This is a genomic window from Saccharibacillus sp. WB 17, from assembly GCF_008634075.2.
Taxonomy (GTDB): domain Bacteria; phylum Bacillota; class Bacilli; order Paenibacillales; family Paenibacillaceae; genus Saccharibacillus; species Saccharibacillus brassicae.
This window is the reverse complement of the sequence record NZ_VPFK02000023.1, coordinates 198923-223717: the sequence shown is the minus strand read 5'-3', so window position 1 is coordinate 223717 and position 24795 is coordinate 198923. Positions and strand designations below refer to the sequence as shown.

The 24795-nt window shown below is 60.7% G+C and carries 17 protein-coding genes; 10 read left to right on the top strand and 7 right to left on the bottom strand.

The features are described from left to right. From FTE24_RS12420 to FTE24_RS12410, 3 genes are all read left to right on the top strand, one after another. Complete coding sequence (locus tag FTE24_RS12420) at positions 1 to 279, top strand: GNAT family N-acetyltransferase (RefSeq protein WP_150233621.1); 279 nt, start codon at positions 1 to 3, stop codon at positions 277 to 279. Between the two features lie 208 nt (positions 280 to 487). Further along, positions 488 to 910: an organic hydroperoxide resistance protein gene (locus tag FTE24_RS12415; protein WP_141448126.1), complete on the top strand. Its 423-nt coding sequence runs from the start codon at positions 488 to 490 to the stop codon at positions 908 to 910. Positions 911 to 1046: 136 nt separating this feature from the next. Continuing rightward, positions 1047 to 1661: a hypothetical protein gene (locus FTE24_RS12410; RefSeq protein WP_150233620.1), complete on the top strand. Its 615-nt coding sequence runs from the start codon at positions 1047 to 1049 to the stop codon at positions 1659 to 1661. Between the two features lie 146 nt (positions 1662 to 1807). On the opposite strand, the gene FTE24_RS12405 is transcribed toward FTE24_RS12410, so the two are convergent. Further along, the gene (locus FTE24_RS12405) at positions 1808 to 2755 is read right to left on the bottom strand and encodes a DUF6612 family protein (RefSeq protein WP_150233618.1); all 948 of its coding nucleotides are present in this window, start codon (positions 2753 to 2755) and stop codon (positions 1808 to 1810) included. Positions 2756 to 2924: 169 nt separating this feature from the next. Between FTE24_RS12405 and FTE24_RS12400 the strand changes: the two genes are divergently transcribed. Both FTE24_RS12400 and add read left to right on the top strand, forming a co-directional pair. Continuing rightward, a complete protein-coding gene (locus FTE24_RS12400) occupies positions 2925 to 3488 on the top strand; it encodes a DUF420 domain-containing protein (protein WP_150233616.1) in 564 nt (187 codons plus the stop codon). 247 nt (positions 3489 to 3735) lie between these two features. Then, positions 3736 to 4815 (top strand): adenosine deaminase, encoded by a 1080-nt coding sequence (add, locus tag FTE24_RS12395; RefSeq protein ID WP_150233614.1) that lies wholly within the window; start codon positions 3736 to 3738, stop codon positions 4813 to 4815. 206 nt (positions 4816 to 5021) lie between these two features. Here add and FTE24_RS23045 read toward each other — a convergent pair whose 3' ends face one another. Then, complete coding sequence (locus tag FTE24_RS23045) at positions 5022 to 5171, bottom strand: hypothetical protein (RefSeq protein WP_170315013.1); 150 nt, start codon at positions 5169 to 5171, stop codon at positions 5022 to 5024. Positions 5172 to 5532: 361 nt separating this feature from the next. On the opposite strand from FTE24_RS23045, the gene FTE24_RS12390 reads away from it, so the two are divergent. Next, positions 5533 to 6522: a hypothetical protein gene (locus FTE24_RS12390; protein WP_150233611.1), complete on the top strand. Its 990-nt coding sequence runs from the start codon at positions 5533 to 5535 to the stop codon at positions 6520 to 6522. Beyond that, positions 6519 to 7133 carry a hypothetical protein gene (locus FTE24_RS12385; protein ID WP_150233609.1) on the top strand — a complete coding sequence of 205 codons (615 nt, stop codon included), beginning with the start codon at positions 6519 to 6521 and terminating at the stop codon, positions 7131 to 7133. The genes FTE24_RS12390 and FTE24_RS12385 overlap by 4 nt, the downstream gene beginning before the upstream one ends. 181 nt (positions 7134 to 7314) lie before the next feature. On the opposite strand, the gene FTE24_RS12380 is transcribed toward FTE24_RS12385, so the two are convergent. Beyond that, a complete protein-coding gene (locus FTE24_RS12380; protein WP_150233607.1) occupies positions 7315 to 10599 on the bottom strand; it encodes an alpha-mannosidase in 3285 nt (1094 codons plus the stop codon). Between the two features lie 389 nt (positions 10600 to 10988). Between FTE24_RS12380 and FTE24_RS12375 the strand changes: the two genes are divergently transcribed. After that, entirely contained in the window at positions 10989 to 11246 is a 258-nt protein-coding gene (locus FTE24_RS12375) for a hypothetical protein (protein ID WP_150233605.1), read from the top strand. 130 nt (positions 11247 to 11376) lie between these two features. Here the strand turns inward: FTE24_RS12375 and FTE24_RS12370 are convergent, their stop codons facing one another. The 4 genes from FTE24_RS12370 to FTE24_RS12355 form a co-directional block, all read right to left on the bottom strand. Beyond that, positions 11377 to 14100 (bottom strand): hybrid sensor histidine kinase/response regulator, encoded by a 2724-nt coding sequence (locus FTE24_RS12370; RefSeq protein ID WP_150233603.1) that lies wholly within the window; start codon positions 14098 to 14100, stop codon positions 11377 to 11379. A gap of 233 nt (positions 14101 to 14333) precedes the next feature. Further along, complete coding sequence (locus tag FTE24_RS12365; protein WP_141448136.1) at positions 14334 to 15179, bottom strand: methyltransferase domain-containing protein; 846 nt, start codon at positions 15177 to 15179, stop codon at positions 14334 to 14336. Between the two features lie 170 nt (positions 15180 to 15349). Continuing rightward, a complete protein-coding gene (locus tag FTE24_RS12360; protein ID WP_150233601.1) occupies positions 15350 to 17299 on the bottom strand; it encodes a hypothetical protein in 1950 nt (649 codons plus the stop codon). After that, positions 17296 to 18231 carry a hypothetical protein gene (locus tag FTE24_RS12355; protein ID WP_141448138.1) on the bottom strand — a complete coding sequence of 312 codons (936 nt, stop codon included), beginning with the start codon at positions 18229 to 18231 and terminating at the stop codon, positions 17296 to 17298. The genes FTE24_RS12360 and FTE24_RS12355 overlap by 4 nt, the downstream gene beginning before the upstream one ends. Positions 18232 to 18909: 678 nt before the next feature. On the opposite strand from FTE24_RS12355, the gene FTE24_RS12350 reads away from it, so the two are divergent. Then, complete coding sequence (locus tag FTE24_RS12350) at positions 18910 to 20718, top strand: vWA domain-containing protein (protein WP_150233599.1); 1809 nt, start codon at positions 18910 to 18912, stop codon at positions 20716 to 20718. 687 nt (positions 20719 to 21405) lie between these two features. Beyond that, positions 21406 to 24795 carry a tubulin-like doman-containing protein gene (locus FTE24_RS12345; RefSeq protein WP_141448140.1) on the top strand — a complete coding sequence of 1130 codons (3390 nt, stop codon included), beginning with the start codon at positions 21406 to 21408 and terminating at the stop codon, positions 24793 to 24795.

The following is a 24795-nucleotide window of genomic DNA, read 5'->3' as shown; positions in this document are numbered from 1 at the left end:
ATGGCAAGCATCGAACAGCAGGAACAATCTTTTGTCATGATCGAAGACGGCAAGGAAGTGGGCAAAGTGACGTACATGCCGCGGGAAAACGGGGTCTGGATGATCGATCATACGTTTGTGGCGGAATCGATGCGCGGACAGCATGCGGGAGAAAAGCTGGTCGGGAAAGTCGTGGAAGCGGCGCGGGAGAACGGGGTCAAGATCGATCCGGTCTGCCCGTTCGCGGCCGCCCTGTTCGAACGCAAGGAAGAGTACAACGACGTCTGGCAGCGGGATTGAGCCGTTAACCCGGTTCGGACCGCAGCATTTTCGGCTTCGACATTCGCGCAGGCGGATGCCGGGGCTTTTTTTATGCGAAAAAAGAAGGAAACAAAAAGACAAAACACGTTGACATCCCTATATAAATAGAATACAATTAGATTGTAAACAATTTAAATCGGAACTCGGCATTACACCAAAATTCGAAACGAAAAAGGAGATCATTCACATGAGCGCATTGTATACCGCAACAGCAACAGCAGTAGGGGGCCGCGACGGCAAAGTCACTTCTTCGGACGGCATCATCGACATCAGCTTGAAGACGCCCAAAGGTCTTGGCGGCCCGGGCGGCGACGGAACCAACCCCGAGCAGCTGTTCGCTGCCGGCTACACGGCCTGCTTCGACAGCGCCCTGAACATGGTCATTCGCATGCAGCGCATGAAAGAAGTGACGGGTACGAGCGTAACCGGCGACGTATCGATCCTCAAAGACGCGGCGGACAACGGCTTCAAGCTCGAAGTTACGCTGAATGTCAGCATCCAGGGCGTCGATTCCGAAACGGCTCACAAGCTCGTGGAAGCGGCTCACCAAGTGTGCCCGTACTCCAAAGCGACTCGCGGCAACATTGATGTGACTCTGAATATCGTTTAATCTATAGGCATCGGTCAGACACGGCTCAAGCTTCGGGCCGAACCGCCGGCGCTCCGGGCATGCAGCGGAGCGCCGGCGCTCATCGAAGCGGAAGCGGGGGACCCGGCAGTCTTGCGGTCCCGCGGGAGGACGAGGCATGCGGCAGAACAAAGTCATCATCCAGCCTTATACCCAGTGGGAGACCGGAATCCGGTCTCCCGCTTCGGCGTGCGGTCCGGCGGCAATCGCGGGTCTGGTCCGCTTCTGGGAAAGCCGCCTGCTCGCGGGCGGCGCGGCTCTCCGGCGCCTGCCTGCCGACCCGGCCGAGGCGGTCAATGGCATGTATGCCGCGTGCTTCGGCACGCCGCTCGGCATGGGCGCGTCGGTGCTCGCGCTCGGCCTGCGCCGGCAGTTGAACGCCAGGCTGCGGGAGAGCGGCCGCCCCGGGCGCGCCGTGACGCGGCGTCTGAGCGGCTTTGCCGCTTACCGGGCGGAGATCGACGCGGGCCGCCCTGTCGCGGTCAAGTTCGACAAGTGGTTTGCGCTGCGCTGGCGGGACCGGCCGCTGTTCGATTACCATTGGACGGTCGGCTGCGGCTACCGCGTCGAAGACGACGGGACGGAGCATCTTATCGTGCACGATGCGGGCACCCGCTACTCGAACGGCACATACGCCGACAGCCGCGAACGGCAGGTTCCTTATGCCGCGCATCGCAAAGTGCTGACGATGGTCGCGCTGGCGATCGAAGGCGGGGAAGAGGCGCAGCGGTAAGCCCGCAGCAAAAAGGGACTGTCCCCGAAGCCGTAAACCCGGCGGGGACAGTCCCTTTTCCATGGTGCCTGATGGTTGGTGCCTTATGTGTGATTCGGCTGCGAAGGCTCCGCGTTCTCCCGCGGGAGAAGCGGGCACCGCATCGGTTATTTACCCGATGTATCCGTCTCTTCGGCAGCGGAGTCCGTCGCGGCATCCGTGCCCGAAGCCGCGGCATCCGCGGTCGCTTCGGCCGGAACGGCGATTTCGCCGACTTCGTTCTGCGCGGAGTACGCGCCGTCCGAATTGGCCACGATATGCAGGTCCTGCTTGTTCACGAGCAGCGTCGTATCGACTTTGACGCTGGACGAAGTCAGCTGGTTCGACTTTTTGTCGACGACCAGGCTGTAGCTGACCGTGCCTTCCGCTCCGCTCTTGAACAGGTCCGCGGTCGGGGCGGACTGTTCGGAGTCGCCGAGCTGGCGTCCGAGCGCCGTTTGCATCAGCGCGCCGGCTTGTTCGCCGCTCGCTTCGAGAGCGAGCGTGTACGAGGCGTCGTCTTCCGTCAGCTTGAGGCTGTCTTTGTACTCGCCCAGTTCTTCGATCAGCGGAGCCGGATCAAGCATTTCCGTCGTTACCGACAGTTCTTCTTCCGAACCTTCGAGCTTCTGGGTGCTCCACGTTCCGGCCGAGTCTTTGGCGTGCAGTTCGCTGCCGGCCGCGTAGATCTCGGTCGTGCCCTGCTGGCCCTGCGACAGGGTGTTGATCTTCAGCCCGTATTGGGTCTCCGGCTTGGCGATCACGTCGCCGGCGATTTCGATAGCCGTCTCGATCGGATCGGGCGCTTTGGCGCCTTCCGCCGCGGTCTGTTCGACCTTGTAGTTCGTCTTGGAATCGACGGTGTAGCTCTCGAGCTCCTGCGCTTGCTTCAACGCCAGGTCGTAGACCGAGGCGGCCGTCTGCGTCGTCTCGCCGGACGGTTTGCTTTCTTTTCCCGGATCGGTCGCTTCGCTGTCCGCCGTGCAGGCTGCCGAGAACAGAAGCAGCGACAAAGCGCTCATTTTCAGCGTGTTGACCAGGTAGTGCCGATTGCGGTTAGGTTTTGCCGAGTACATGATGATCCCCTTTCGACTTGTGCGTTACTTCTTACCTTACCATTTTAGCCTCGTGAAGTAAAAAGTGGATGACTTTTTTGTCGCAAACATTTCAAATTGTTGTCACTTAACATTAAAGCTTTGACGCGATATAATGGTTAACGACAAATCCGAAGGAGAATGCAACCTTATGAGCTCACCCAAGGAAAACGAGAAATACCGTCCGACCACGAATCGCAGCTTTGCCGGACTGATCATTACCGTTTCCGTCGTTGCGAACATCATCATCCTGCTGCTGTTCTTTTCACCGATCGGCTACCAGGGAAGCGTACACTTCGACATCTCCATTTTCCCGCGCCTGAATGCCATCTTCAACAGCTTTACGTTTATCTTCCTGGTGTCGGCGCTGATCGCCATCATCCGCAAGAACGTGCCGATTCACAAAGCTTTTATTCTCGCCGCTTTTGCCTCGACGCTGCTGTTCCTCGTGACTTATCTCACGTTCCACTATATTTCCCCGGAGACGGCGAAATACGGCGGAGAAGGCATCCTGCGTCCGATTTACTTCTTCATTCTCATCTCGCACAGTATTCTGGCGGCGCTGATCGTACCTCTGGCGCTGTTCACGCTCGTGTTCGGCTGGACGATGCAGGTGGAGAAACACCGCAAAATCGCCCGCTGGACGATGCCGATCTGGCTGTACGTCAGCTCGACGGGCGTGATCGTGTATCTGTTCATGGCTCCGTATTATTGACGCACAAGGTCCGCCGGGACCGCAGCAAGGCGTATCCGCTTCTCGCGGGTGCGCCTTTTTGTTAAACAGTCAAAAATTCGTCACAGGTCCGTTGGGGCGAACAGACGGGCGGTTTTCTTTTGCGAAAAAAAGGGAGTTGCCGATGTCAGCTTCGTTATGATATAAAACATGACAATATCTTTGACTTCATTCTACCGCCGACCCTGCATAACCATCCAAAGCGCCGAACCGAAAAGGAGGAATTGTCATGCTGCACAACCGATTGCCGGAACAACTCCGTCAGCTGCCGAAAGTCGATCTGCACCTGCATTTGGACGGAAGCATCAAAGAATCCACGTTATGGGAAATCGCTTCGGAACAAGGCATCCCGCTGCCTGTCGCCGGTTTTGAACAACTGACTCCTTTCATGAAAGTGACGGGAGAATGCGGAAGTTTGCTTGAATATTTGGAAAAATTCGATTTTGTGGCAGGTTTTCTCCATAAAGCGGACGTGTTGGAACGGATTGCCTACGAAGTGGTCGAACAGGCCGCCGGGCAGAACTGCCGTTATATCGAAGTGCGGTTCGGCCCCCAGCTGCACCGTTCGGAAGGGTTGAGCTGCGGGGACGTGATCGCGGCGGTGCTGCGCGGGCTCCGGCGCGGCGAAGCCGAATTCGGCGTCGTCTCGCGCGGGATCGCGGCCTGCCTGCGCCATCATTCGCCGCACGTCAACCTGGAAGTGATCGAAGCGGCGGCCGCTTTTAAGGACGAGGGACTGGTGGCCGTCGATCTGGCCGGGCCGGAAGCGGCGTTCCCCGCCCATCTGCACCGGGCCGTATTCGAATACGCGCAGCTGCTGGACGTGCCGGTGACGATCCATGCGGGCGAAGCGGGCGGCGCGGACAATATCCGCGAAGCGATCCTGCGGCTCGGCGCCAAGCGGATCGGGCACGGCGTGCGGCTGCGGGAAGACGCCGCGCTGCTGGAGCGCGTACGCGAGCTCGGGATCGTGCTGGAGATGTGCCCGGTCAGCAATTATCAGACCAAAGCGATGGAGAGCTGGGAGACTTACCCGATCCGCGACTATTTCGACGCCGGGCTGAAGCTGACGATCAACACGGACAACCTGACCGTCTCTGATACGTCGCTCGTCAAGGAATATACGGTGCTGATCGAGAAGTTCGGCTTCACGCTGCCGGAGATCGCCGCGCTTATCCTGAACGGGGTCGATGCGGCGTTCCTGCCGCCCGAAGAGAAAGCCCGCCTGCGCGCGGACGTCCTCGACGGCTTCGCGGAGCTTGGCATAGAGCCGTCGCAGGCGTCGTCGTCCGTCTCGGCGGCCGGTTGATCCGGCGGGTGCGCGGCGGACAGCGGCTGCCGCTTCCGCCAAAGCGCCCGCCAAACGCCGCGAGAGCCGATGTCTTGCTCCCCAAGCCGACGTCCTGCGCTGCAAGCACCGGCCAAGGCCGCGCAAAAAAAGAACCGGAATCTCCCGCGGGAGGTTCCGGTTCTTCGCGATGCGGGGCATGGGTCCGCTTCTTGGGGTGCTGCTTATTAGGCTTTCGCCGCTTCAAAACGCATGATGCGTTCAAGTTTGCGCGTGATTTCTTTCTGCCATTTCTTGTCGCCCACCTGAACGGCCACATTGAGCAGAACGAGGTAATCGTCTAGGGTAAGATTCATTCTGGAAGTCGATGGTTGCATCCGATTGTGTGCTCCTTTGAAGTCAAGTCGCCGTGCAGGAATGATAATCATTATCACGTCTTCTACTCCCTATTATCCATACTTTTTAACAAAATGCAACGAGCGATCTAGCAAAAAAAAGAGAAAAACGACAGAGATCGTTCAAATTTGACGAAAATGCGTCGGAGTAAGGCGGAGCGTGACGGACTGGCGCAGATCGAAGCGAAGGACCGGAGTCAGCCGAAAAGAGTCGCAGCGAACCAAAGCGACGCTGCCGCTGCCCGACTCGCTGCCCGACGACCCGGAACGCGTAACGAACCGCCGCCCCGGCGCGTTTACAGGGAGAACAGAGGGAAGCGGAGCTTCCGGAGAGGAGAATTTCTTGCTGCGCAATCGCACAACGTTTTATTGGATATTTGCCGGGCTTGCTGTGGCTTTGACGGCCTGTTGGGTATTCAACCTCGCGTATTACCGGGCAGGACAGCTGGAGAAGCCGGTGTTTCTCACGCACCATATCGAAGCGGAGAACCGGGAAGGAGCGATTCTCCATCTGTACGCGCTGCAAAACCGGCAGGAGGACGATCCGGGCCGTATCGTCGAGGTGAGCCTGCCGGGGCTGGAGCAGGCGGAGGTCAGCGTCTCGTGGAGCGACACGTACCGGAATCAGGAACTGGTCCAGTACGCGGTCCGGTTGGAACGGGAATCGGCCGGCGATATTCGGTTCGGGGCATGGGCCGAAGACGATAAGCCGATCAAGTTCGACACGGTCGAGGTGAGGCATCTGGACGGAAGCCGCTCGACCGAACCGATCGGAGAGCTATATGTGTATCCGTACACGGAGGCGACCGAGGCTTTGTCGGTGCCGGAGACGCGCGGATCGGGCGAACGTTCCGGGCAGACGACGATCCGGGCCGAGACCGACCTGCGCGTCACAGGCGTCGATCGCGCCGCCCAGGCGGCAGGCGACGGACAGCTGCAGCTGTATTGGAGCACGGGAAGCGCGGCGCGTCAGCCGGCAGCGTCCGAAGGCGCGTCGGCAAACGGCGTTCCTCTCGAACAGGCGAAATTTCCGGCGGTGCTGCGGACAGGGGAGCAGGCCGTGCTGAGTTATGCCCGGCTTGAACGCGGCGACGAAGATTGGGCGACGGTGTACTCGATCATGCCGCGCGTCGAAATCGAAATGGAAGCCCAAGCCGGGACCCGAATCGGGCCCGGGACTTCGGAATCGGCCGGAACCGAATCCGCGACCGAAACGGCTTCCGGCGTCGGACCCGGAACGTCCGGCTCCCTGCCGCTGTTCACGGAAATCATGCCGCGGCCCGACGAACGTCAGGTACGCCAGTTCGTGCTCGCAAGGAGGGATCGCCCGTGAAACCGGCTTTTCGCAATATTTTTGTCGGCCTTTTGATCGTGCTGATGGATATCGAGATCGGCTTCGATCTGCTGCTGGACCCGGTCGGCTATCTGTTCATCGCTTACGGGTTGTCCAGACTGGACAAGGCGATGCCGCTGTTTGGCTTCGGTAAATGGGTGGCTCTGCTGCTGGCGCTGCTGGCGATTCCCGCCGTGCTTGATCCGGCGGCGAACGGTCTGGGTATCCGGGTGCTGCTCGAACAGGGCCGTCTCCCTATGGAAGTCTCCTGGTCAAAGATCGGAATTCCGGGCATTCTCGAAGACTTCGGTCTGCTCCTTCTTTTCTATACGCTGAGCGAAGGAACATGCCGTCTGGCGAAAAGGCACGGCGAAGCGGCTCTGGCCGAGCATATGCGCGGAGGCTGGTGGTTGTATTTCGTCTCGACGGCTCCGATGCTGCTGCTGTCTCCGTTTCTGCTGAATTTCGACGTTCCGGGCCTGTTCACCCTCATCGTGATCTTCGGGGGAGGCAGCCTGATTGGCCAACTGCTCCTCGCGTTGGGCCTGCTCCGGGCCGGCCGCGATTTGAACGGAATCGATCCGCAGCGTCGGCTGGACGTCCGGGCGTGACCGGGCTTTAGGCGGGAAAAGAAAGCGCAAAGACCGGCGGCGCGAGAGCGCGAAAGTTCGAAACTGCGAAAACGCAAAAAAAGCCCCGAACTTGTCCATCCGGACTCGTTCGGGGCTTTTTCGCGTGCCGCGCGCGGGAACTTGCGATGCCGTTTCCCGTCCCGCGTTCGCGCCGCTATCGTCAGGCGCGCAGCTCGATCGCGAACGTGCGGATCTCGTACGGCTCCAGCGTGAAGCCGATCGTCGTGCTCTCCTGCCGGTCGCCTTCCGGCCGCTCCATCAGGTCGCACGCCTGCCAGGCCGCGATCGTCAGATCGCTGCGAAGCGTCAGGCGCCGGCGGCTGCCGGAGAAGTCGTGCACGCGCACGACGACGGAACCGCCGTCCTCGGAGCGCTTGACGGCCGAGACCATCGCCGTCGGCCGCGAAGCGAAGCCGCCGTGCGCCGGCGAAGCGGCGCCTGCCTCGGCGCCGTCTGCGCGCTCCGCCGCGTCCGCCAGGCGGAACATCGACAGGGCCGCCCGATCCGGCGCGCCCGCGGAGACGCGCAGCGGATTGTTGAGCGCCCAGGCGCTCGGAACCGTGCCGCCGGCCAGCCAGTCGCCGCGGTGCGGCAGCAGCGAATACGTGAATGCGTGCGCGCCCTGGTCGGCTTCGGTGTCCGGGTGCTGCGCGCATTTGATCAGCGACAGCCGCATGACGTTGTCCTTGATGTCGTAGCCGTATTTGCAGTCGTTGAGCAGGCTGACGCCGTAGCCTTTGTCCGACAGGTCGGCCCATTGGTGGCCGACCGTCTCGAAGCGGGCCATATCCCAGCTCGTGTTCCAGTGCGTCGGCCGCGTGACGTTGCCGTACTGCACGTCGTACGTCGCTTCGGTCGCGCGGACCTGCACGGGGAACGCCGCTTTGAGCAGGACGCGGCGCTCGTGCCAGTCCGCCGTCGTCTTGAAGTCGATACGGCGGTCATGCGCGTAGAGCGTCAGATGCTGCTCGACGCGCGAAGCTGCGGTCTCCCAGACGAAGCGGATCACGCAGCGCAGCGGACCGTTCTCGACCACCGAGCCGTCCGTCAGTTTATCCAGTTCCCATGACTTCTGCTGGTAAAAGAGGTCGACGTCCCACGCTTCGTGCGCCAGCGGCTTGTCTTCGAACAGCTGCAGGACGTTGCCGCGCTGCCCGGCGGCCAGCACTTCGCGGTCTTCGTCGCGGTCGTAGAGGCGCGTCAGTTGGCCGCGTTCGTTCCAGTCCAGTTCGTAGAACGGCGTCGAGACGCCGCCGCCGCGCGGCGCGAACGGCCCGGCCGGTTCCGCCGATGCCGGATTCGCCGGTCCGCCCGGCTCGAACGTCAGCTCCGCGTAGCCGAGCGCGGGCACCGCCGAAGCTTCGACGAGCCAGCTTCCGCCCGCCTGCTGCGCGTTCAGCGTCTCGCCGAGATGGTTTTTCCAAGTGCCGGACGTCAGCTTCTCAAGGCTGCCCGGCTGGGCGCCGTCTCCGTCCGCCGCCGCAATCTCGATCAGCCCGTTCTCCGTCCACGGCGAAGAGTTCCAGACCGTGTAGCGGCGAGCCTGCGCGTCTTCGCTGTCTGCGCCGCCGGGGCCGGCTGCGTCCGCAAGCAGGCCGCGTTCGGCGGCGCTGCGCGCCTGCAGCCCGAGCCGCTGCGCTTCCGCGTATTCGACCGTGCTGTCTTCGTACACTTCGCGGATCGACGAGCCCGGAATGATATCGTGGAACTGGTTGCGCAGGATAATTTTCCAGCCTTCGTCCAGCTCTTTTTTGGCATACAGATTCCAGTCTTCGTTCGTCACGGCGTGCAGCGCGCTCAACCATTCGCTGTCCCGGTACAGCAGCTCAAGCTTGCGGTTCATGCGCTTGTTGTACGCCTGGCTCGTGTACGTGCCGCGGTGGTATTCCAGATACAGTTCGCCGTCCCACGTATGCACATAGCTGTCGGTCTGCTCGACCGTCTCGCGCAGCTCCCGGAAATAGTCGCCGGCGGAGCCGGTCTTCATCTTCGGCAGGCCCGGCATCCGGTCGATGCGGCGGCGCATCTCCAGCATGTTCCGGTTCACCCCGCCGCCTCCGTCGCCGTATCCGTAGGAGAACAGCAGCTTCTGGTTCATCTCTTTGTCGCGGTAGGCGTCCCAGCTGCCTTTGACCGTCTTGGGCATGATGTTGCCGTTGTACGTATAGAACCACGAGCCCGGACCGGACCACGGTTCCGTCGTCGTGATAAAGTGCGTGAGGATCTCCGTGCCGTCCATCCCGCGCCACATGAACGTGTCGTGCGGCATGCGGTTGTATTGGTTCCAGCTGATCTTCGTCGTCATGAACGTATGGATACCGGATTTTTTGAGGATTTGCGGGAGCGCCCAGCTGTAGCCGAACACGTCGGGCAGCCACAAATAATCCGACTCGACGCCGAATTCTTCCCGGTAAAATTTCGTCCCGACCAGAATCTGCCGCACCAAAGACTCGCCCGAAGTCAGGTTGCAGTCCGCTTCCAGCCACATGGCGCCGCCGGCTTCCCAACGTCCTTCCGCCGCGCGCGCTTTGATGTCCGCGTACAGCTCGGGATAATCGGTTTTGACATAATCATAGAGCTGGGGCTGCGTCTGAAGAAACGTATACTCGGGGAACAGCTCCATCAGGCGCATGACCGTCGAGAACGAACGGGCCGTTTTTTCCCGCGTATGCTTGAGCCGCCACAGCCACGCCACGTCGATATGGGTATGGCCGACCGCCGTGACCTCCACCGCCGAATGTTTGTCCATGCCGTCGATCGCACCGGACAGTTCGTCGCGCGCTTCGCGCAGCGACTCGTAGAAAGCGTCGGAGCCCGGCGCGTTCCAGTCGATCCGCAGCAGCGAACGGTCCGCCGCCTTGAGCAGCTGCGCACGTTCCGGCAGGTTCTCGTCGAGCACCGCCACCGTCTCGGAGACGGCCAGCAGCGTGTAATAGTAGTCGTCCGCCGCTTCGTCGAGCCAGCACACTTCCGCGATGCGGATGCCGTGCGTCTGGTCGCGCCGGACGCCGCCGCCTTCGAGGCCGGACCACAGGCGCAGCGTCAGGGGCAGCGCGGTGCCGGCCGTCTCTTCGTTGAAGAAGACTTCCAAATGGTTGGAATCGACTCCCTGATACGGCTTGCCGTGCAGGTAGAAAAGCGATTCGAACCCGGAGTTGTTGCCCCCGCCGGTCTCGCCCAGATCGAAGCGTCCGAGCACGCGGCGTCCGGCCCAGTCGCCCGGTACGTCCACTTCGGCGTGGAGCCACAGGTACAGATCGCGTCCGCTCCACGTCTCGCCGGTCTTGAGCGTGCCGTCGTAGTCGGAGAGAGCGGGAATGTCGGGATTGATCTCTTTGCGCGTGTCTTCCATGCAGTGGAAGGCCGGGATCGGCATCCGGTCGCGGTAGCGGTAATCGGCCAGTTCATGCAGGCGGGAACGCAGTTTGGCTTCGGTTAGAAACATGGGATAAATACCTCCTCGGGATGTCTGGACCGGACTCGTCGGCGGATCGGGCGGCGGTGAACACGAGCTTGAAGTGCCATCCGGCGGCGAGCCGGGATGCACAAAAAGCCGGGGAGACTCGCCGCTTGCGTGGAAGAGCTGCCGGGTCGTACGGAAGGTGTGGCGATCCTGGGGGATCAATAAGGCCATTATAAGCAGAGGGGGCGTTTTTTCAAAGGGTGATTCGCGACAAAAAAAGTGCAATATGACGACATCCGCATCCTGAAGCAAGCACTTGGAACGATCCGCGCCCGCTTCGGCGCTGCCGTACGCAAAAGCCGGTGGTACACTGTGCGCAGCAAAGCGCGACCCGGCCGGGGCGGCCCGGAGTCGGCGGAAAGGGGCAAAGCATGCGAACGCTTCGAAGCTTCTACCTCAACCATCTGAAGCGAAAAATGTTCAACCGGATCGTGCTGCTCTATTCGATGGCGGCCGTCGTGCTGTTCGCTTTCGCGTCGGGGCTTATGTACCCATACCCGTACCAGCGCGCGATTCCGCTGACGACGGCCCGCTGCGTGCAGCTCGTCGTGGACAAGCCGACGCAGGGCGGCGATACGGCGGCGCGGATCTACGGGCTTGAAGTCATGGGGCTGAACGCGGCCGATTGAAAAGATTCAACGACGATTTTATGCGAAAAACCGCTGACCCGGATTGCACCGGTTCAGCGGTTTTTTTGGCTCTGACTAGTTAAATTCCCGTTCCGTTCTCAATTCCCGTTTCCCGTCGGTTAAGCGGCCGTCAGCTCGACAGCCAGACGCGCATCATCGAGAACAGCTTCTCGATATCGAGCGGCTTGCTGATATAGTCCGAAGCGCCGGCGGCGAGGCACATTTCGCGTTCGTCCTTCATCGCTTTGGCCGACAGGACGATGATCGGCAGATCGCCGAACTGCGGCTTGGCCCGGATTGCTTTCATCGTCTCGTAGCCGTCCATGACCGGCATCATGATGTCCATGAGCACCAGGTCGTACGTAGGGTCCGACTCGAGGATGTCCAGCGCTTCGCGGCCGTTCTCGGCGATGCCGACGTCGGCGCCCTTGTTCTCCAGCGCGACGGAGATCGCGTAGATGTTGCGCGCGTCGTCGTCGACCAGCAGCAGCTTCCGGTCCCGGAACAGCTCCAGGTCGCCTTCCTGATCGGAAGGCATCGGCAGCTTCGAGATGCCGGGCGCGATGACCGGCCGGGCATACCCGGACTTGAACAGGTCTTCGGTCTCCGTTTGCTGCTCGTCGCGCAGGTCGAGCGGCAGGATCACGGTGAACGTGCTGCCTTCCCCGGCGACGCTGTCCACTTCGATGCGTCCGTTCAGCAGCCGCGAGAATTCGCGGCAGATGGACAAGCCGAGCCCCGTGCCGCCGTACACGCGCTCCGTTGTGCTGTCCGCCTGGCGGAACGCTTCGAAGATCAGGCTGCGCTTGTCTTCCGCGATGCCGATGCCCGTGTCCGACACCTGCAGCCGCAGCGTCCGCTCTCCGGTCTCGCCTTCGGAATCGGCCGTGCCGATTCTCAGCGATACCGATCCTTGCGGCGTGAACTTGATCGCGTTGGACAGCAGATTTTTGACGATCTGCTCAAGGCGCCGGCCGTCGGTCCAGATCAGTTCCGGCGCTTCCGGTTCGACGATCATGTCGAGCCCGACGCCTTTGCGCTTGGCGACTTCGCCGAACAGCCCTTCCATCGAATGCGGAAGTTCCGTGACGTTGTACGGTTCGATCGTCACTTCCATCTGGCCGGCTTCCGCTTTGGCCAGATCGAGAATGTCGTCGATCAGGGCGAGCAGGTCTTTGCCCGAGCGATAGATCGTGGACGCGTAGTCTTTTTCCTGCCCCGTCAATGGCTTCTCGTCTTTTTCGGACAGGATCTGCGACAGGATCAGGATGCTGTTGAGCGGCGTCCGCAGTTCGTGCGACATGTTCGCGAGGAACTCGGACTGGAATTCGGAATTGCGCACCAGTTCGCGCTGCACGACTTCGAGCAGCCGGTTCTTCTCTTCCACTTGAAGATTCGTCCGCTCCAGCAGCGAGTTGGCGCCGCGCAGCGTGTCCTGCTGGCTTCGCAGCTCTTCCGATTGGGCCTGAAGCTCTTCGGACTGCGCCTGCAGTTCTTCGGTCTGGGTCTGAAGCTCTTCGGACAGCATCTGCGATTCCCGCAGCAGCCGGTCCACTTCCATACGGCCCGACACGCTGTTGAGCGCGATGCCGAGCGTATTCATGAGCTGCTCGACGAGGTGCTTCTGGGCCGGCGTGAACGCGGCGAGCGAAGCGAATTCGACCACGGCCTCGACGCGCTGCTCGAACCGGACCGGCACGATCAGCAGGCTGGCCGGAGGCATCTCGCCGATCCCGGAAGCGATGCGCAGATAATGGTTCGGCAGATCGTCGACCGACAGCGTCTCGCCGCTCTCGGCGGCGCGGCCGACAAGCCCTTCGCCCATACGGAACGTCTCCGCGGGCTCGCCGGCCGGATAACCGGCGTAGGAAGCGATCCGCTTCAGTTCTTCGTCTTCCCGGCGGATGTAGAACACGCCGTAAGCCGAGCCGGTCAGCGGCACGATCTTGCGCAGGAACGTGCTTGCGAGCTGTTCCAGCGAGTTGATGTTCTGATACAGCGCCGAAGATTCGGCCAGCGCCGTCTGAATCCAGTTATGTTCTTCCAGTTCTTCGTTCAATTCGCGCGTATTGCGGTTATGCGTCTCCAGCGACTCGGCCATCTCGTTGAACGACAGCGCGATATTGCCGATCTCGTCGTTCGTATCGGTGCGCAGCCGCGGCAGCGATTCGGAACGGTTGAAGTCGACGCCGCGCATGACGTCGGTCACGTCCCGAAGGCTGCGCGTCGTGCCGCGGATCGTCCACAGCATGAGCAGCGCCGAGAGCAGGATCAGCAGCGGAACCGCGATGGCGATCGCCCACAGCATGAACTGCGTCATTTCGCTCGTGCGGTTGCGGGACTGCTCCAGCGCTTTTTCCTGGGCTGCCTGGAAAGCGTCGAGGTTCTCGATCAGCTGAGCCCGGCCTTCTTCCGCGGTCTGGGCCAGCGCTTCGGTCGCAGCGGGGGCCGCGCCGCCCGCGATCTCTTCGGTCAGTGACCGGGCCGCGTTCAAATAGTCTTCGTAATCCAGCCTTATGGCCGCAAGCCGGGCTTTGCCCTGGGCGCTGACGTTGAGGCTTTCCGCGAACATCAGCCGTTCCAGCGACTGCCGGCGGTATTCTTCGATTCGTTCGAGCCGCGCCGCTATGCGGGCGTCGTCGTCCTCGTTGACGAGGCGTCCGAGCTCGCTGTCCAGCGCGTAGAAAGCGCTGCGCAGATCGGACGCGGCTTTCATTTTTCCATAACGGGATTCCATATCGACGTTGACCGATTCGTTGTTGAAGTAGAGGAAACCGGCAGCGGCCGCCAGCACCGAGAGCAAAATGGCCAGCATGCCGCCAAAACCTAAAACCTGTCGTTTCTTGTAGTTCAAGTGGGGTGTCCTCCAGATTGGATGTGGGTCGTCGAATGCGTCGAATAAGTTGTGCTCAACTATTATAAACCATTTTGGACACCCTTGTCCTACAGGTCGTCGTAGAATTGGAAAATGTTTAAGAGCCGCGCTGCCGATTCCGGGAATGGGAAAAAATGCACGCGCACCAAAAAGACCCGGGCTGCGGAAAGCTCGGGCCGGGTCTGTTAAGGAGAGGCGACGTTTGCTCCTGTTTACGTGGAGGAAGATTGTGCGGCGGGAGCGGGTTTGCGGGCGATCAGCTTGCTCATGGCATGTTGATGCGGAACGCAGGAAGACATACAGTCAAAGATCACTTCCGAACTGTCCTCGATGCGCCAATCGCGGTAAAGCGCGAGCAGTTCGCCGGAGTGCCAGGCGTGGGCGTTCGCTTCGTTTTCCGGCGGCGGCGCGATAAACGGTTTGTCCACGAACACGTTCAACACGTGCAGGCCGCCGGGAGAGGTGAAGCGTCTGTAATTGCCGAACAGCTCTTCGCGCAGATCCGCCCGGACGTAATGCAGGACTCCGCTGGAGAACAGGATATCGAACGGCCGGTCGAGCCGGTAATCCTGCACGTCCGCCTTGAACAGTTCGATCTCGACGCCAACCTTGTCGGCGAGCCGCTTCGCTTTTTCCAGACCCGCGTCCGCAATATCGAAAGCCGTCACGTCATACCCGTTGCGGGCCAGAAACACGGCATCCTTGCCTTCGCCGCAGCCGATGTCCAGCACGGACAGCCGACGAACCGGCGGCATGCGCTTCAGAATCTCGTAACAGGCCGAATTGGGTTCGGTGCCCCAATAGTAGGCGCTGTCCAGATATTCTTTTTCGTAGAGGGTGACAGGGGCGTCGAACGCCGCATAACCGAGCAGCCGGTCGATACCGGTATTCAGCGCCCGGGCCAACTGCGGCAGCAGGGCGATATCCGGCAGGCTTTGGGCGTTTTCCCATTTGGATACGGCCTGGTAGGAGATGCCCACGGCCTGCGCCAGCTCTTCCTGGGTCATTTTTTGGGCTTTGCGGTAGTTATGGATATTTCTTGCCACTTGTTCTTTCATCGGTCGTCGCTCCTCCGGAAATAGGTCTATGGCTCAAGCTTACAGAGGAAGACGGCGACCGACAATAGAGAGACATTCGAGTTTGGCGCGCTTTCTACCTGCGGTTGAGCGCCGGGTGTTACGGCCGCGCGCCGAGGTGTGTTGTCGGGTTCTTTTTTTTCGGAAGAGGGTCAAAAACCGCGCGCGGCGTCGACTTCGAATACAGGAACGGAAACAGCCAGCGGCGCGGGAAGAGAACCGGAACCGCCGGGATCGGTCTCCGGGGAAGCTGCTTCGTCGGCCATGCCGTTGCCCGACGGAGCATCGCTCCCTGTCGGCTCCGCCGCCTCAGCCGCTTCCGGCCACGCGATAATTTCATAGTTCCCTTCGAAGACGCCGGTCACCTCGTACGTGCCGGGTTCGAAATTTACGCTGCCGCGCAGCAGCAGGCGGGAGCCGTCTTCGGCCTGCGCCCGGGCCTGTCCGTAGCCGGATTCCAACACCGTCAGACGGGCGCTGACTTTCTGCCCCGGATAGGACGCCGGATTGCCGCCGCCGATGTCGAGCGTGCCGCCTTCCAGTTCGACGAAGGAGAAAACGTCGCCCGAACGTTCGTACACCGCCGTCTGGCCGTCTTCGTCGGCATCGATCGGATGGTTCGCGCGCAGCGTCTGCTCGCCGTTTTCGATCGTATAGCCGTCCGCTTCGATCCGAAACATCAGGTCGAGCGAATCGCTTCGCGCGAGCAGGGCCGTGTAGACCGCCCGGCGCGACGTTGATTCCGATTCCGCCACGAACACCGGGGCTTCGCCGCCGGACAGGCTCTCCTCCAGCGCCAATCCGCGCGCGCCGGCGACAGCAAGCTCCTGCGGAGCGCTGCGCACCGTCGCGCGGCCGCCGCTCTCGGTGCCGTAGTGCAGGACGCCGCTCTCGTCCAGCGCCGCCGCGTACACGTCCGCGCCGAATCGGTCCTGCCCCGTTACGGCAAACGAATACGTATGCGACGAATCCCACCGCTCAAGGATGCGCAGCGGTTCGGCCCGGGTCCACGCGCTTTCGGCCCGCGCAACGGCGTCGCCCGTGTCGGCATAGCCACCCAGCGCTTCGTACAGGGCAATCGCTTCGCGGAACCGCCGATCCGCGACCTGGGCGTCGGCGCGAGCCGCCAATTCGCCGACCCGGGCCTCGATCCAGACGCTCAGGTCGCTGCGCAGGCCGGCCGCCGAAGCAAAGTCCGCAAAGCTGCGGCCATGACCGGCGAACGCGGCGAACGACGAACCGTCCAGCTCTTTGCGCAGCACTCTTCCGGCGGTCTCTTCCGCCTGCTCCTGCACCCACGGGGCGTCGAAGCCGTGCTGCGCATAGCTGCCGAGCGTAGCTGCGGCTTCGTCCAGCATGCGGTCGTATTGTCCGGCCGCCGCCAGTTTCTTGAGCTTGCGCCTATCGTAATCGCCGAGCAGGGCGTTAAGCGACTCCGACTTGGACGTTTCCGCTTCGGCGGAAGGGACGTCGGCCGAAGCGGGAGAAGCAGGGGGCGACGCCGAGGCATGATCGGCAAAAAAAGGCGCCGGAATCCGCAGCAGCGCCCACTTGGCGGATTCGTCGCCGTAATCGCCGGCCTCCAGATTGGCCGCAAGTTCCGCGGCATAATCTGCGCGGAACGCCGAAAAAGCGGCGCCGACCGTCGAAGCCAGCTCGTACCGCTCATTCAGTTCCGTATATTCGGCCGCCCACTCGCCTTCGAGCGACAGCCGTCCGAACAGGCCGTACGTCTCGTACGCGGTCAGAAAAGCGTCGAAGTCGCCGCGGCCCGCGGCGCTGAGCAGTTCGCTTTTGGACTTCAGGATCTCTTCGCGCAGGCGGGTGACCGGAGCGAGCCCGGCGAGCCGCTCGCGAATATGGGCTTCGCGGTAGCGGATCGCGCCGTTCGCAAGCGCCGCCGCATACGCTTCCTCGGCCGGAATGCGCAGGTTTTGCGCATACAAAGCGTCCGCCTGCCGCACCTGGCCGATCTTCGCTTCGATGCGGAATCCTTTGACGATGACCGCCAGCAGCGCGAGCGCGCACAGAAAAGCCAGCAAATTGCGCAGGGTCAGCGCGCCGCGGATCGTCATAAAGATATTGCGGAGCTTTTTCGTCATGCCCGGTTCCCGCCTCGCGGGCTTCGTCCGCCGAAGCGGACCCGGTACACTTCGTCCGCTTCAAGCTTGAGCGGCTCCAGACTGCCGGGATGCTGCGACAGCGCTTCGCGCAGCCGCTCCAGCCGGTCTTCGGGCAGTTTGTGCGCATAGCGCCGGATAAATTCCGGGTACAGTTCGATATACCGCTTCATCCGCACGGCCGCGCCCGCGACCGAAGCGAGAATCTCTTCGCCGCGGGGCAGGCTGCGGATCTGCGGCTCGTACCGCAGGCAGTAGCGGATCGAACTTTCCTTGATCAGTTCGCGGTTCAGCCGCGCCACCTCGCCGATATAGCCGGCCAGATGCGGAGAGAAGCCGTCCATGAGCAGCGGCTCCACGAGCAGGTCCATGTCGCGACGCAGCACGAACGTCTGCAGCAGTTCCGCCTGCAGGCCGCGGATCGGATCGTTGCGCAGCAGTGTGTTCACTTCGCGCAGCATCTCGTAGGCGCGCGCCGGCTCCGTGTCGAGCCTCGCCTCGGCGGCGCGGATGTCCTGGATCAGCCCGTGGCGGATCCGGTCCCGGTCGCGGGCGAACAGGCGGTCGGTCCGGATGCGCAGCTGCGGCTCGAACGCCCGGTACTGGGCGAAGCCGAGCAGGGCGATCAGCAGCACGCCGGCCGCGGCCGAGATGCCGATCCACGGCATCGACCCGGCGAAGAACATCGCCAGCAGCGTCAGCAGCGCGGCGAACAGCAGCTCCGACTGCATGGAACGCCGGGTCTCGCGCCGGGCCGCGGCCGGCACGTCCGACAGCGCCCGGCGTCCGCAGGACGGACATACGTCCGGGGACAGCACGGTATAACTGCCGCATCTGCGGCAGACTCGAAGTTTGTCGTAGGCATACGGGGTGCGTTCGTACGGCTTGAACGTTACGGCCAGTTTTTTGCTCATTCCGGTTCACGCCGATCGTTCAGCGTATTGAGCAGCCGCTCGTCGAGTTCCGCCCGTTCGGGCGCCCTTCTCGGGCTGCGCATATAAATAAAGGATTTAATGACCGTAAAAAGAAACAAAATCCCGAGTATCCCGTATGTGAGATAGATCAAAAAAGCGGACAATGTCTGCACGTTCCTTTCCGGGCTCGATTTCGGGGCGGAATAGCGAAAAACCGCGTCCTCCGGCTTCGGAAGATACGGACTCGTGAACCGCCGCACGTTTTGCGTTATAATTCGAAGCAGGTCTTTCGGCGCATGTTCTGCTGTCGGCCGCCCGCTTGGCGCGCTTCGCGGCCCCGCAGATCCGAACGACCTTACCTGCTTAACGATAGCCGGAAAAGGCGCCGCGTGCAACAATTCGATTGCGGAGCGGAAGCAGGCAGGCGGGACGTAAGCCCCTGAACAAAAGAGAGTAAAAAATGGTTTTCCTCGGATTTTATTGAAATATCGGCCTTAAAATGTGTTTTTAGCAGGAAAGTTACAACCTATTCAGAAGTTATTAACGAAATATTAAGGATTTTCACAGAAAACAGGCCTATGATAGTTTCGTTGGCGTCCGCCCCGAACCGGGCGGCCCTGCCGAAACGGCGCAAGCCTGAATGAAGAACGCATTTACACATAAAGGGGTTTTGTCGAAATGGTGCACACAATCAAAAAGTGGGTCTACCCGCTGCTGGCGGCGCTGCTGCTGAGCACGGCGCTGCTCCCGGCCGGCGCGTCTTCCGCTCTGGCCACGGGAACCGCGACCCCGCAAAGCGTGGCTTCTTCCGCCGGCTCCGCCCCGATCGACGCGGTGCTCGTGCTCGATGCCAGCAACTCGATGGCGACGAGCGATCCGCAGAAGATCGGCAACGAAGCGATGCGGCTGTTTATCGACATGCTGCCCGTGCAGGGCGACCGCGTCGGCATCGTGTCGTACACGGACGTCGTCCAGCGCGAGAAAGCGCTGCTGGAGATCCAGGGCCAGAGCGACAAAGACGAGCTGAAGACGTTTATCGGCCAGCTCGGCCGCGGCGCCTATACCGATACGGCGGTCGGCGTCACCGAAGCGGTCAACATGCTGCAGCGCAGCGCGCAGACCGGCCGCGAACCGATGATCGTGCTGCTGGCCGACGGCAATACGCAGCTCAACACGACGAAGGCCAAGACGCTCGACCAGTCGAAGCAGGAGCTGGCCGCCTCCGTGCAAAAAGCGACGGACGCCGGCATTCCGGTCTATACGATCGGGCTCAACGCCGACGGCAAGCTGAACCAGGCCGAGCTTGAGAAGATCGCGTCGGACACGAACGGCAAATCGTTCGTCACGGATTCTGCGGACGAGCTGCCGGGCATCCTGAGCGAGATTTTTGCCAGCCATCAGGAACTTAACGTCGTGCCGCTCGATCCGCTGACCGGCAGCGGCGCGTTCCAGGACGTCACCGTCAGCGTGCCGAACGCGAACGTGCTGGAAGCGAACGTGTCCATTACCTCCGGCCAAACAGTCGAGCTCAAGCTCAAAGACCCGAGCGGCGCCGAAGTCGCGATTCCGTCGGACGCCGTGACGTTGTCCACGTCCAAGACGTATTCGCTGCTCAAGCTGATCAAGCCGCAGGAAGGCGACTGGACGCTCAGCGTCAAGGGCGCGGATCAGGATCAGATCGACATCAGTCTGGTCTTCAACTACGACCTTGAACTGGCGGTCGCTCCGCTGAGCGGTTCTTCCTACGGCAAAGGCGATACGGTCGACGTCTCCGCCTACCTGACCAGCGCCGGCCAGAAGCTGGACACGCCGGAACTGTACGAGACGATGACAGGAACGCTTGTCGTCAAGGACGAGGACACCGGCATCGAGACGAACGTGCCGATGTCGCTCGCGGGCACGCAGTTCGACGGCAGCTACCCGCTGCCGGAAGCGCATAAATATACGCTTTTGGTCCGGGCCGAAGCCGACAGCTTCTACCGCGAATCCGCTCCGCTGAGCATCGATGCCGCTTCCGGCGCCGTGTCCGGCGGTTCGGGAACCGAAGCGGACAAGCCGTTCCCGCTCGTTCCGGTCATTCTCGGCGCTTTGGGGCTGCTTGCTCTTGCCGCGCTTGTCTTTTTCCTGATGCGTTATCTCAAAAAAGCGAACAAAGGCTTCGTCGGCCAAATGGTGATCGAGATCCGCGACGAAAACACCGGCGAACGTTCTTATCCGCAGTATAAGAAACTAAATACGTATAAAGGGCGTCTTAACCTGCATCAGCTGCTTCAGCTCGCACCCGAACTCAAAGACGCCGAGAACATCGTCTTCACTCCGGGTTCGAACGACCGCATCCTGCTGCGCAGCAGCGCCGAAGGCGTCCCGATCGAGAAATCCGGCCGCGTCGTCGATACGTCGAAAGGCCTGGAACTGAAAAGCGGCGACCGCATTACCGTTCCGATGGCCCAAGCCGGGAAGACGATCAATTTGGAATATCTGGTCTAAAAGGTTTGTCCGAATCATCAAGCGATTTTAATCAAAAAATTCGAAGCAAGAACGGTTCAACTTGCTTCGAATTTTATCCAGTGAGCGATTCCAATCGACTCGGACAAACCCGCTTCGGAACGCAAAAAGGTTTGCCCGATTTCTCAAGCAATCCCAATCAATTCACGCAAACCCGCTTCGGAACGCAAAGGTTTGTCCGATTTCTCAAGCAATCCCAATTGACTCGGACAAACCTGCTCCAAAACGCAAAAAGGTTTGCCCGATTTCTCAAGAAATCCCAATCGACTCACGCAAACCCGCTCCAAAACGCAAAGGTTCGCCCGAATCCCGACTTCACCCGATTCCCGGCAGCCACCTACACAAAATGCTGCCTTTACGGCAACATTTTCGCCTCAAACCGGTCCGAAAATCGAAAATGTTGCTGTTAAGACAACATTTTCGCCAAATACGAAGCAAATGAGCGCAATCATGCCGAAAATGCTGCCTTTTTGATCACATTATTCGTCTAAACGTTTTTTTTCGCTCAAAATGCTGACCTAATGACAACATTCTTTCCGGCGAACGTCCGACGCCGACACACGACACACATACCGACATCGCCTCCCGTCATCCTATTCGCCATTGCACCGAATCGGCTTTCCGCGAAGCAGCACAAGCGCGAAAGCCGCATCCCGAAAGGAGCTTTTCATGAAACCGATCGTAAGAGAACATATCCAGCAGCTCGACGTCTCGCTCGGAGGCGGGATCGTCAGCGAGAAGATCCGCGTCGATACCATCGACAATCCGATGCTGATCATCGGACTCGGCGGCACGGGCATCGATGCCCTGCTGCGCCTCAAGTACCAGATCAACCGCCGCTTCAAGCTGCCGGCCGATCCGGTCTCCAAGAAGAAGATGGAGAAGCCGTCCAACGTCGAATTCCTCGCGTTCGAGACGAACGAGCAGGACCGCGGCAAGCGCTACAAAGGCATCGGGCTCGACCCGATCAACGAATTCGTGCTGCTCGCCAACGCCGAGATCGGCGGACTGCTGCAGAACCGCAGCATTCTGGAGCCGTATATCACCGAATGGCTGTCGCCGGAACTCAGCATCACCGACGGCATGAACGGCGCGGCTGGTGTACGCCAGGCAGGCCGCCTGCTGCTGTTCACGAAGATCAACCAGGTCGTGCAGGCGATCGACAAGAAGATCAAGACGCTGTCCGTCGGCACGAACAAGAAGCTCACCGTGTTCCTGCTGACCGGACTGTCCGGCGGTACGGGCAGCGGCTCGTTCCTCGACATTTCGTACATCATCCGCGGGCTGGTCGAACGCGACCACGGCGCGGCCGGCGTCGACCGCCTCAACATGCTGGGCTACCTGTTCACGCCGGACGTCAACCTGTCGAACAAAAGCCTCAGCGAGCACACGCGCGAATACGTCCGCAAAAACGGCTACGCCGCGCTCAAAGAACTGGATTACTGGATGAACGTCGATGCGCGCGGGGAGCGGTTCAAGCAGCAGTACGGCAGCATCCTGACCGTCAACTCGCCGCTGCCGCCTTTTAACCTGTGCCATCTGATCTCCGCGACCAACACCGAAGGCAAACTGCTGGAGAACGCGTACGATTACTGCATGAACGTGACGGCCGAGAATATCACCAACTTTATGGCCAGCGAGGAAAAAGCGTCGGGCGAAGAGTTCGCGATCCACGATTACATCAGCAACATCCGGACGAATATCGCGCAGATGACCAAAGCCTATCCGGCCAACTACGATTACAACATCATCGGCGCCTCGTCGGCGGTGCTTCCGATTGAAGAGATGACGACGTACCTGGCGTACCGCCTGTTCCAGAAGATGGAGAAAATGTTCCAGCACGCGCCGAACCAGGAAGAGATCGAGCGGTTTGCGCAGAAGCTTGCGCTTGACCCGGATTCGATGCTCAAAACATTCGAGTCGAGAGTGCCGGAACCGATTCCGGGCTACCAGAACAGCGAACGTCTCAGCTACGCCAACGTGATCAAAATGCAAAGCGTGAGCATGGACGCCGAGCTGGAGCAGACGTTCCTGACGCGGGCGCGCGAAGAATACATCAAGATGAAGAAACAGCTGCCGGGCGAGATGCTGGAACGTTTTTCCGAACAGATCCGCCGTGCTTTCCTGAGCCCGGAACAGGGTCCGTTCTACGTGTCGCGCCTCATTTATACGGAAAAAGGCTTCTCCCTGCTCAAAATGCTTCAGGCGTATATCGAGAACCTGCGCGAGTCGCTGCTGCGTATTCCGCGCGATATCGAAGCGGCCGAAGAGCAGGCGAACGAGCGTCTGGGCGACGCGAAGAGCGCTCTCATTTCCCGGGACAAGAAGAAGAATGCCTATATCGAAGCCAAAATGAACGAATACTGGCTGCGGGCCGACATCGAGCGCACCGAGCAGATGATCGAGTTCTACGAAGATTTCTACGAGCTGCTGAACCGGGAAAACAACCGCATCTACGGCGTGTTTACCGAGATTCTGAACGCGCTGAGCTCCATCTTCGAACGCAACGGCGAGATTCTGACGCGCGGCGACGAGCAGGTGGACCACAAAGGCAACAAAACGTATTACTGGAACGTGGTCAGCGTGCCGGACATCTCCAAAGTCGTGGGCAATATTATGGAAAAACGCGACGTGGACGACCTCATCCGCGATTTCTCGCAGGAACTGGTCGACCACTCGGACCGCTGGATCAAAGAGCAGGAAGTCGATATCGTCGGTTCGATCTCGGACTTCCTGACGAGCAAATTCGGCGATCTGATCACGCAGTCGATGGAAGATTTTCTGCGCATGAAGTTCGGCGAAGACGAGTCGATCGAGAAGTTCGTCGAGCGCAACATCGCGGGCAAGCTGGACGAGGAAGCGATCCCGGTCTTCCATTTGAGCAACAGCTCCGGCAATCTGCATTTCCCTTCGTGGGGCTTCGTGTCCGTGCCGGTTCAGGCGCCGGGCATCCTCAAGGGCATTCGCAACTACCAGGAGAACGCGATCGGCAAATCGAACTTTACGGTCAAGGAAAGCCAGGTGAAGAACCGGATTTTCTGGCTCAACACGCGCAACGGGGTGCCGCTGTTCGTCTATACGCCGCTCAAGGTATATGAAGAAAACTACGAACGGACCATTCTCGGCAAAGAAGGCGTCGGACGCCATCTGGTGCAGACGGAACGCGACAACTGGACGTATCTGCCGTCGCCGATTCCGCAGCAGTCGTGGGGAGACGTGTACGATAACGGCCGGGTCAAAGATTATAACGGACGCGTTCGCAGCGAGTTCGACCGGGCGCGCCAGTACGGAGTCATCGTGGAAAAAGACGCCGATCAGACGACCAGCAGCCGCTATTCCGTCGTCACGACGGTGTCGTTCGATCTGTTCGCGTCGCTCGCCGGCTTCGATATGCAGCTGCAAAGCGCCAAGCCGAACCTCGGCGAAGTGAAGCGCGCGCACGCCGAACTCAAGCGCCTGCTGAGCGAAGGCATCGGCCGGGAGTCGGTCAAGGACATTTTCGGCAGCATCAACGAAGACCTGGCCAAAGAAAACCTGATCCGTTCGCCGGAGCAGATCCGCCGCGTGCGCGAAGAACTGGCGAAGTACGAGACGATCCAGGCCAAATTGTCCGAACTGGAATCGCTGCTGTCGCAGCATGCCGGCGAAGAGAAACTGCTGGATCAATACATCGAAGCGCTCTACACCGAGACGATCGTCAAAAAAGGCGCGCTGTACGTCTACGACCGCGAAGAGGACGAAGAGAGCTGGGAGCCGTTCGTGAATCTGATGAAGAGCCGCAGCTATCCGCATTTCGAGATCTACGACGGATTCCGTTCGCTCGGCGACCGGCAGCGGCAGACGCTGCTGCGCAAAGCGTCCCGCCGCTCGAACGAGCTGACCGCTTCGGAAGACGTCTCGCTGCTGGTCGGCAAGCTGGACGAGCTGTATACGACGTTCATCGAAGCGCGGCAGCAGCTGGAATACGAGAAAATGGAACTCGTGAACGGCGAAGAAGCGTACCGCTTCTATCAAGAGACCGCGGCCAAGCTGAACGAGCTGCGCAAAAGGTTGAGATAA

Coding starts and splice junctions, on each gene's coding strand:
- FTE24_RS12420 (WP_150233621.1), top strand. CDS start 1: ATGGCAAGCATCGAACAGCAGGAACAATCTTTTGTCATGATCGAAGAC.
- FTE24_RS12415 (WP_141448126.1), top strand. CDS start 488: ATGAGCGCATTGTATACCGCAACAGCAACAGCAGTAGGGGGCCGCGAC.
- FTE24_RS12410 (WP_150233620.1), top strand. CDS start 1,047: ATGCGGCAGAACAAAGTCATCATCCAGCCTTATACCCAGTGGGAGACC.
- FTE24_RS12405 (WP_150233618.1), bottom strand. CDS start 2,755: ATGTACTCGGCAAAACCTAACCGCAATCGGCACTACCTGGTCAACACG.
- FTE24_RS12400 (WP_150233616.1), top strand. CDS start 2,925: ATGAGCTCACCCAAGGAAAACGAGAAATACCGTCCGACCACGAATCGC.
- add (WP_150233614.1), top strand. CDS start 3,736: ATGCTGCACAACCGATTGCCGGAACAACTCCGTCAGCTGCCGAAAGTC.
- FTE24_RS23045 (WP_170315013.1), bottom strand. CDS start 5,171: ATGCAACCATCGACTTCCAGAATGAATCTTACCCTAGACGATTACCTC.
- FTE24_RS12380 (WP_150233607.1), bottom strand. CDS start 10,599: ATGTTTCTAACCGAAGCCAAACTGCGTTCCCGCCTGCATGAACTGGCC.
- FTE24_RS12375 (WP_150233605.1), top strand. CDS start 10,989: ATGCGAACGCTTCGAAGCTTCTACCTCAACCATCTGAAGCGAAAAATG.
- FTE24_RS12365 (WP_141448136.1), bottom strand. CDS start 15,179: ATGAAAGAACAAGTGGCAAGAAATATCCATAACTACCGCAAAGCCCAA.
- FTE24_RS12360 (WP_150233601.1), bottom strand. CDS start 17,299: ATGACGAAAAAGCTCCGCAATATCTTTATGACGATCCGCGGCGCGCTG.
- FTE24_RS12355 (WP_141448138.1), bottom strand. CDS start 18,231: ATGAGCAAAAAACTGGCCGTAACGTTCAAGCCGTACGAACGCACCCCG.
- FTE24_RS12350 (WP_150233599.1), top strand. CDS start 18,910: ATGGTGCACACAATCAAAAAGTGGGTCTACCCGCTGCTGGCGGCGCTG.
- FTE24_RS12345 (WP_141448140.1), top strand. CDS start 21,406: ATGAAACCGATCGTAAGAGAACATATCCAGCAGCTCGACGTCTCGCTC.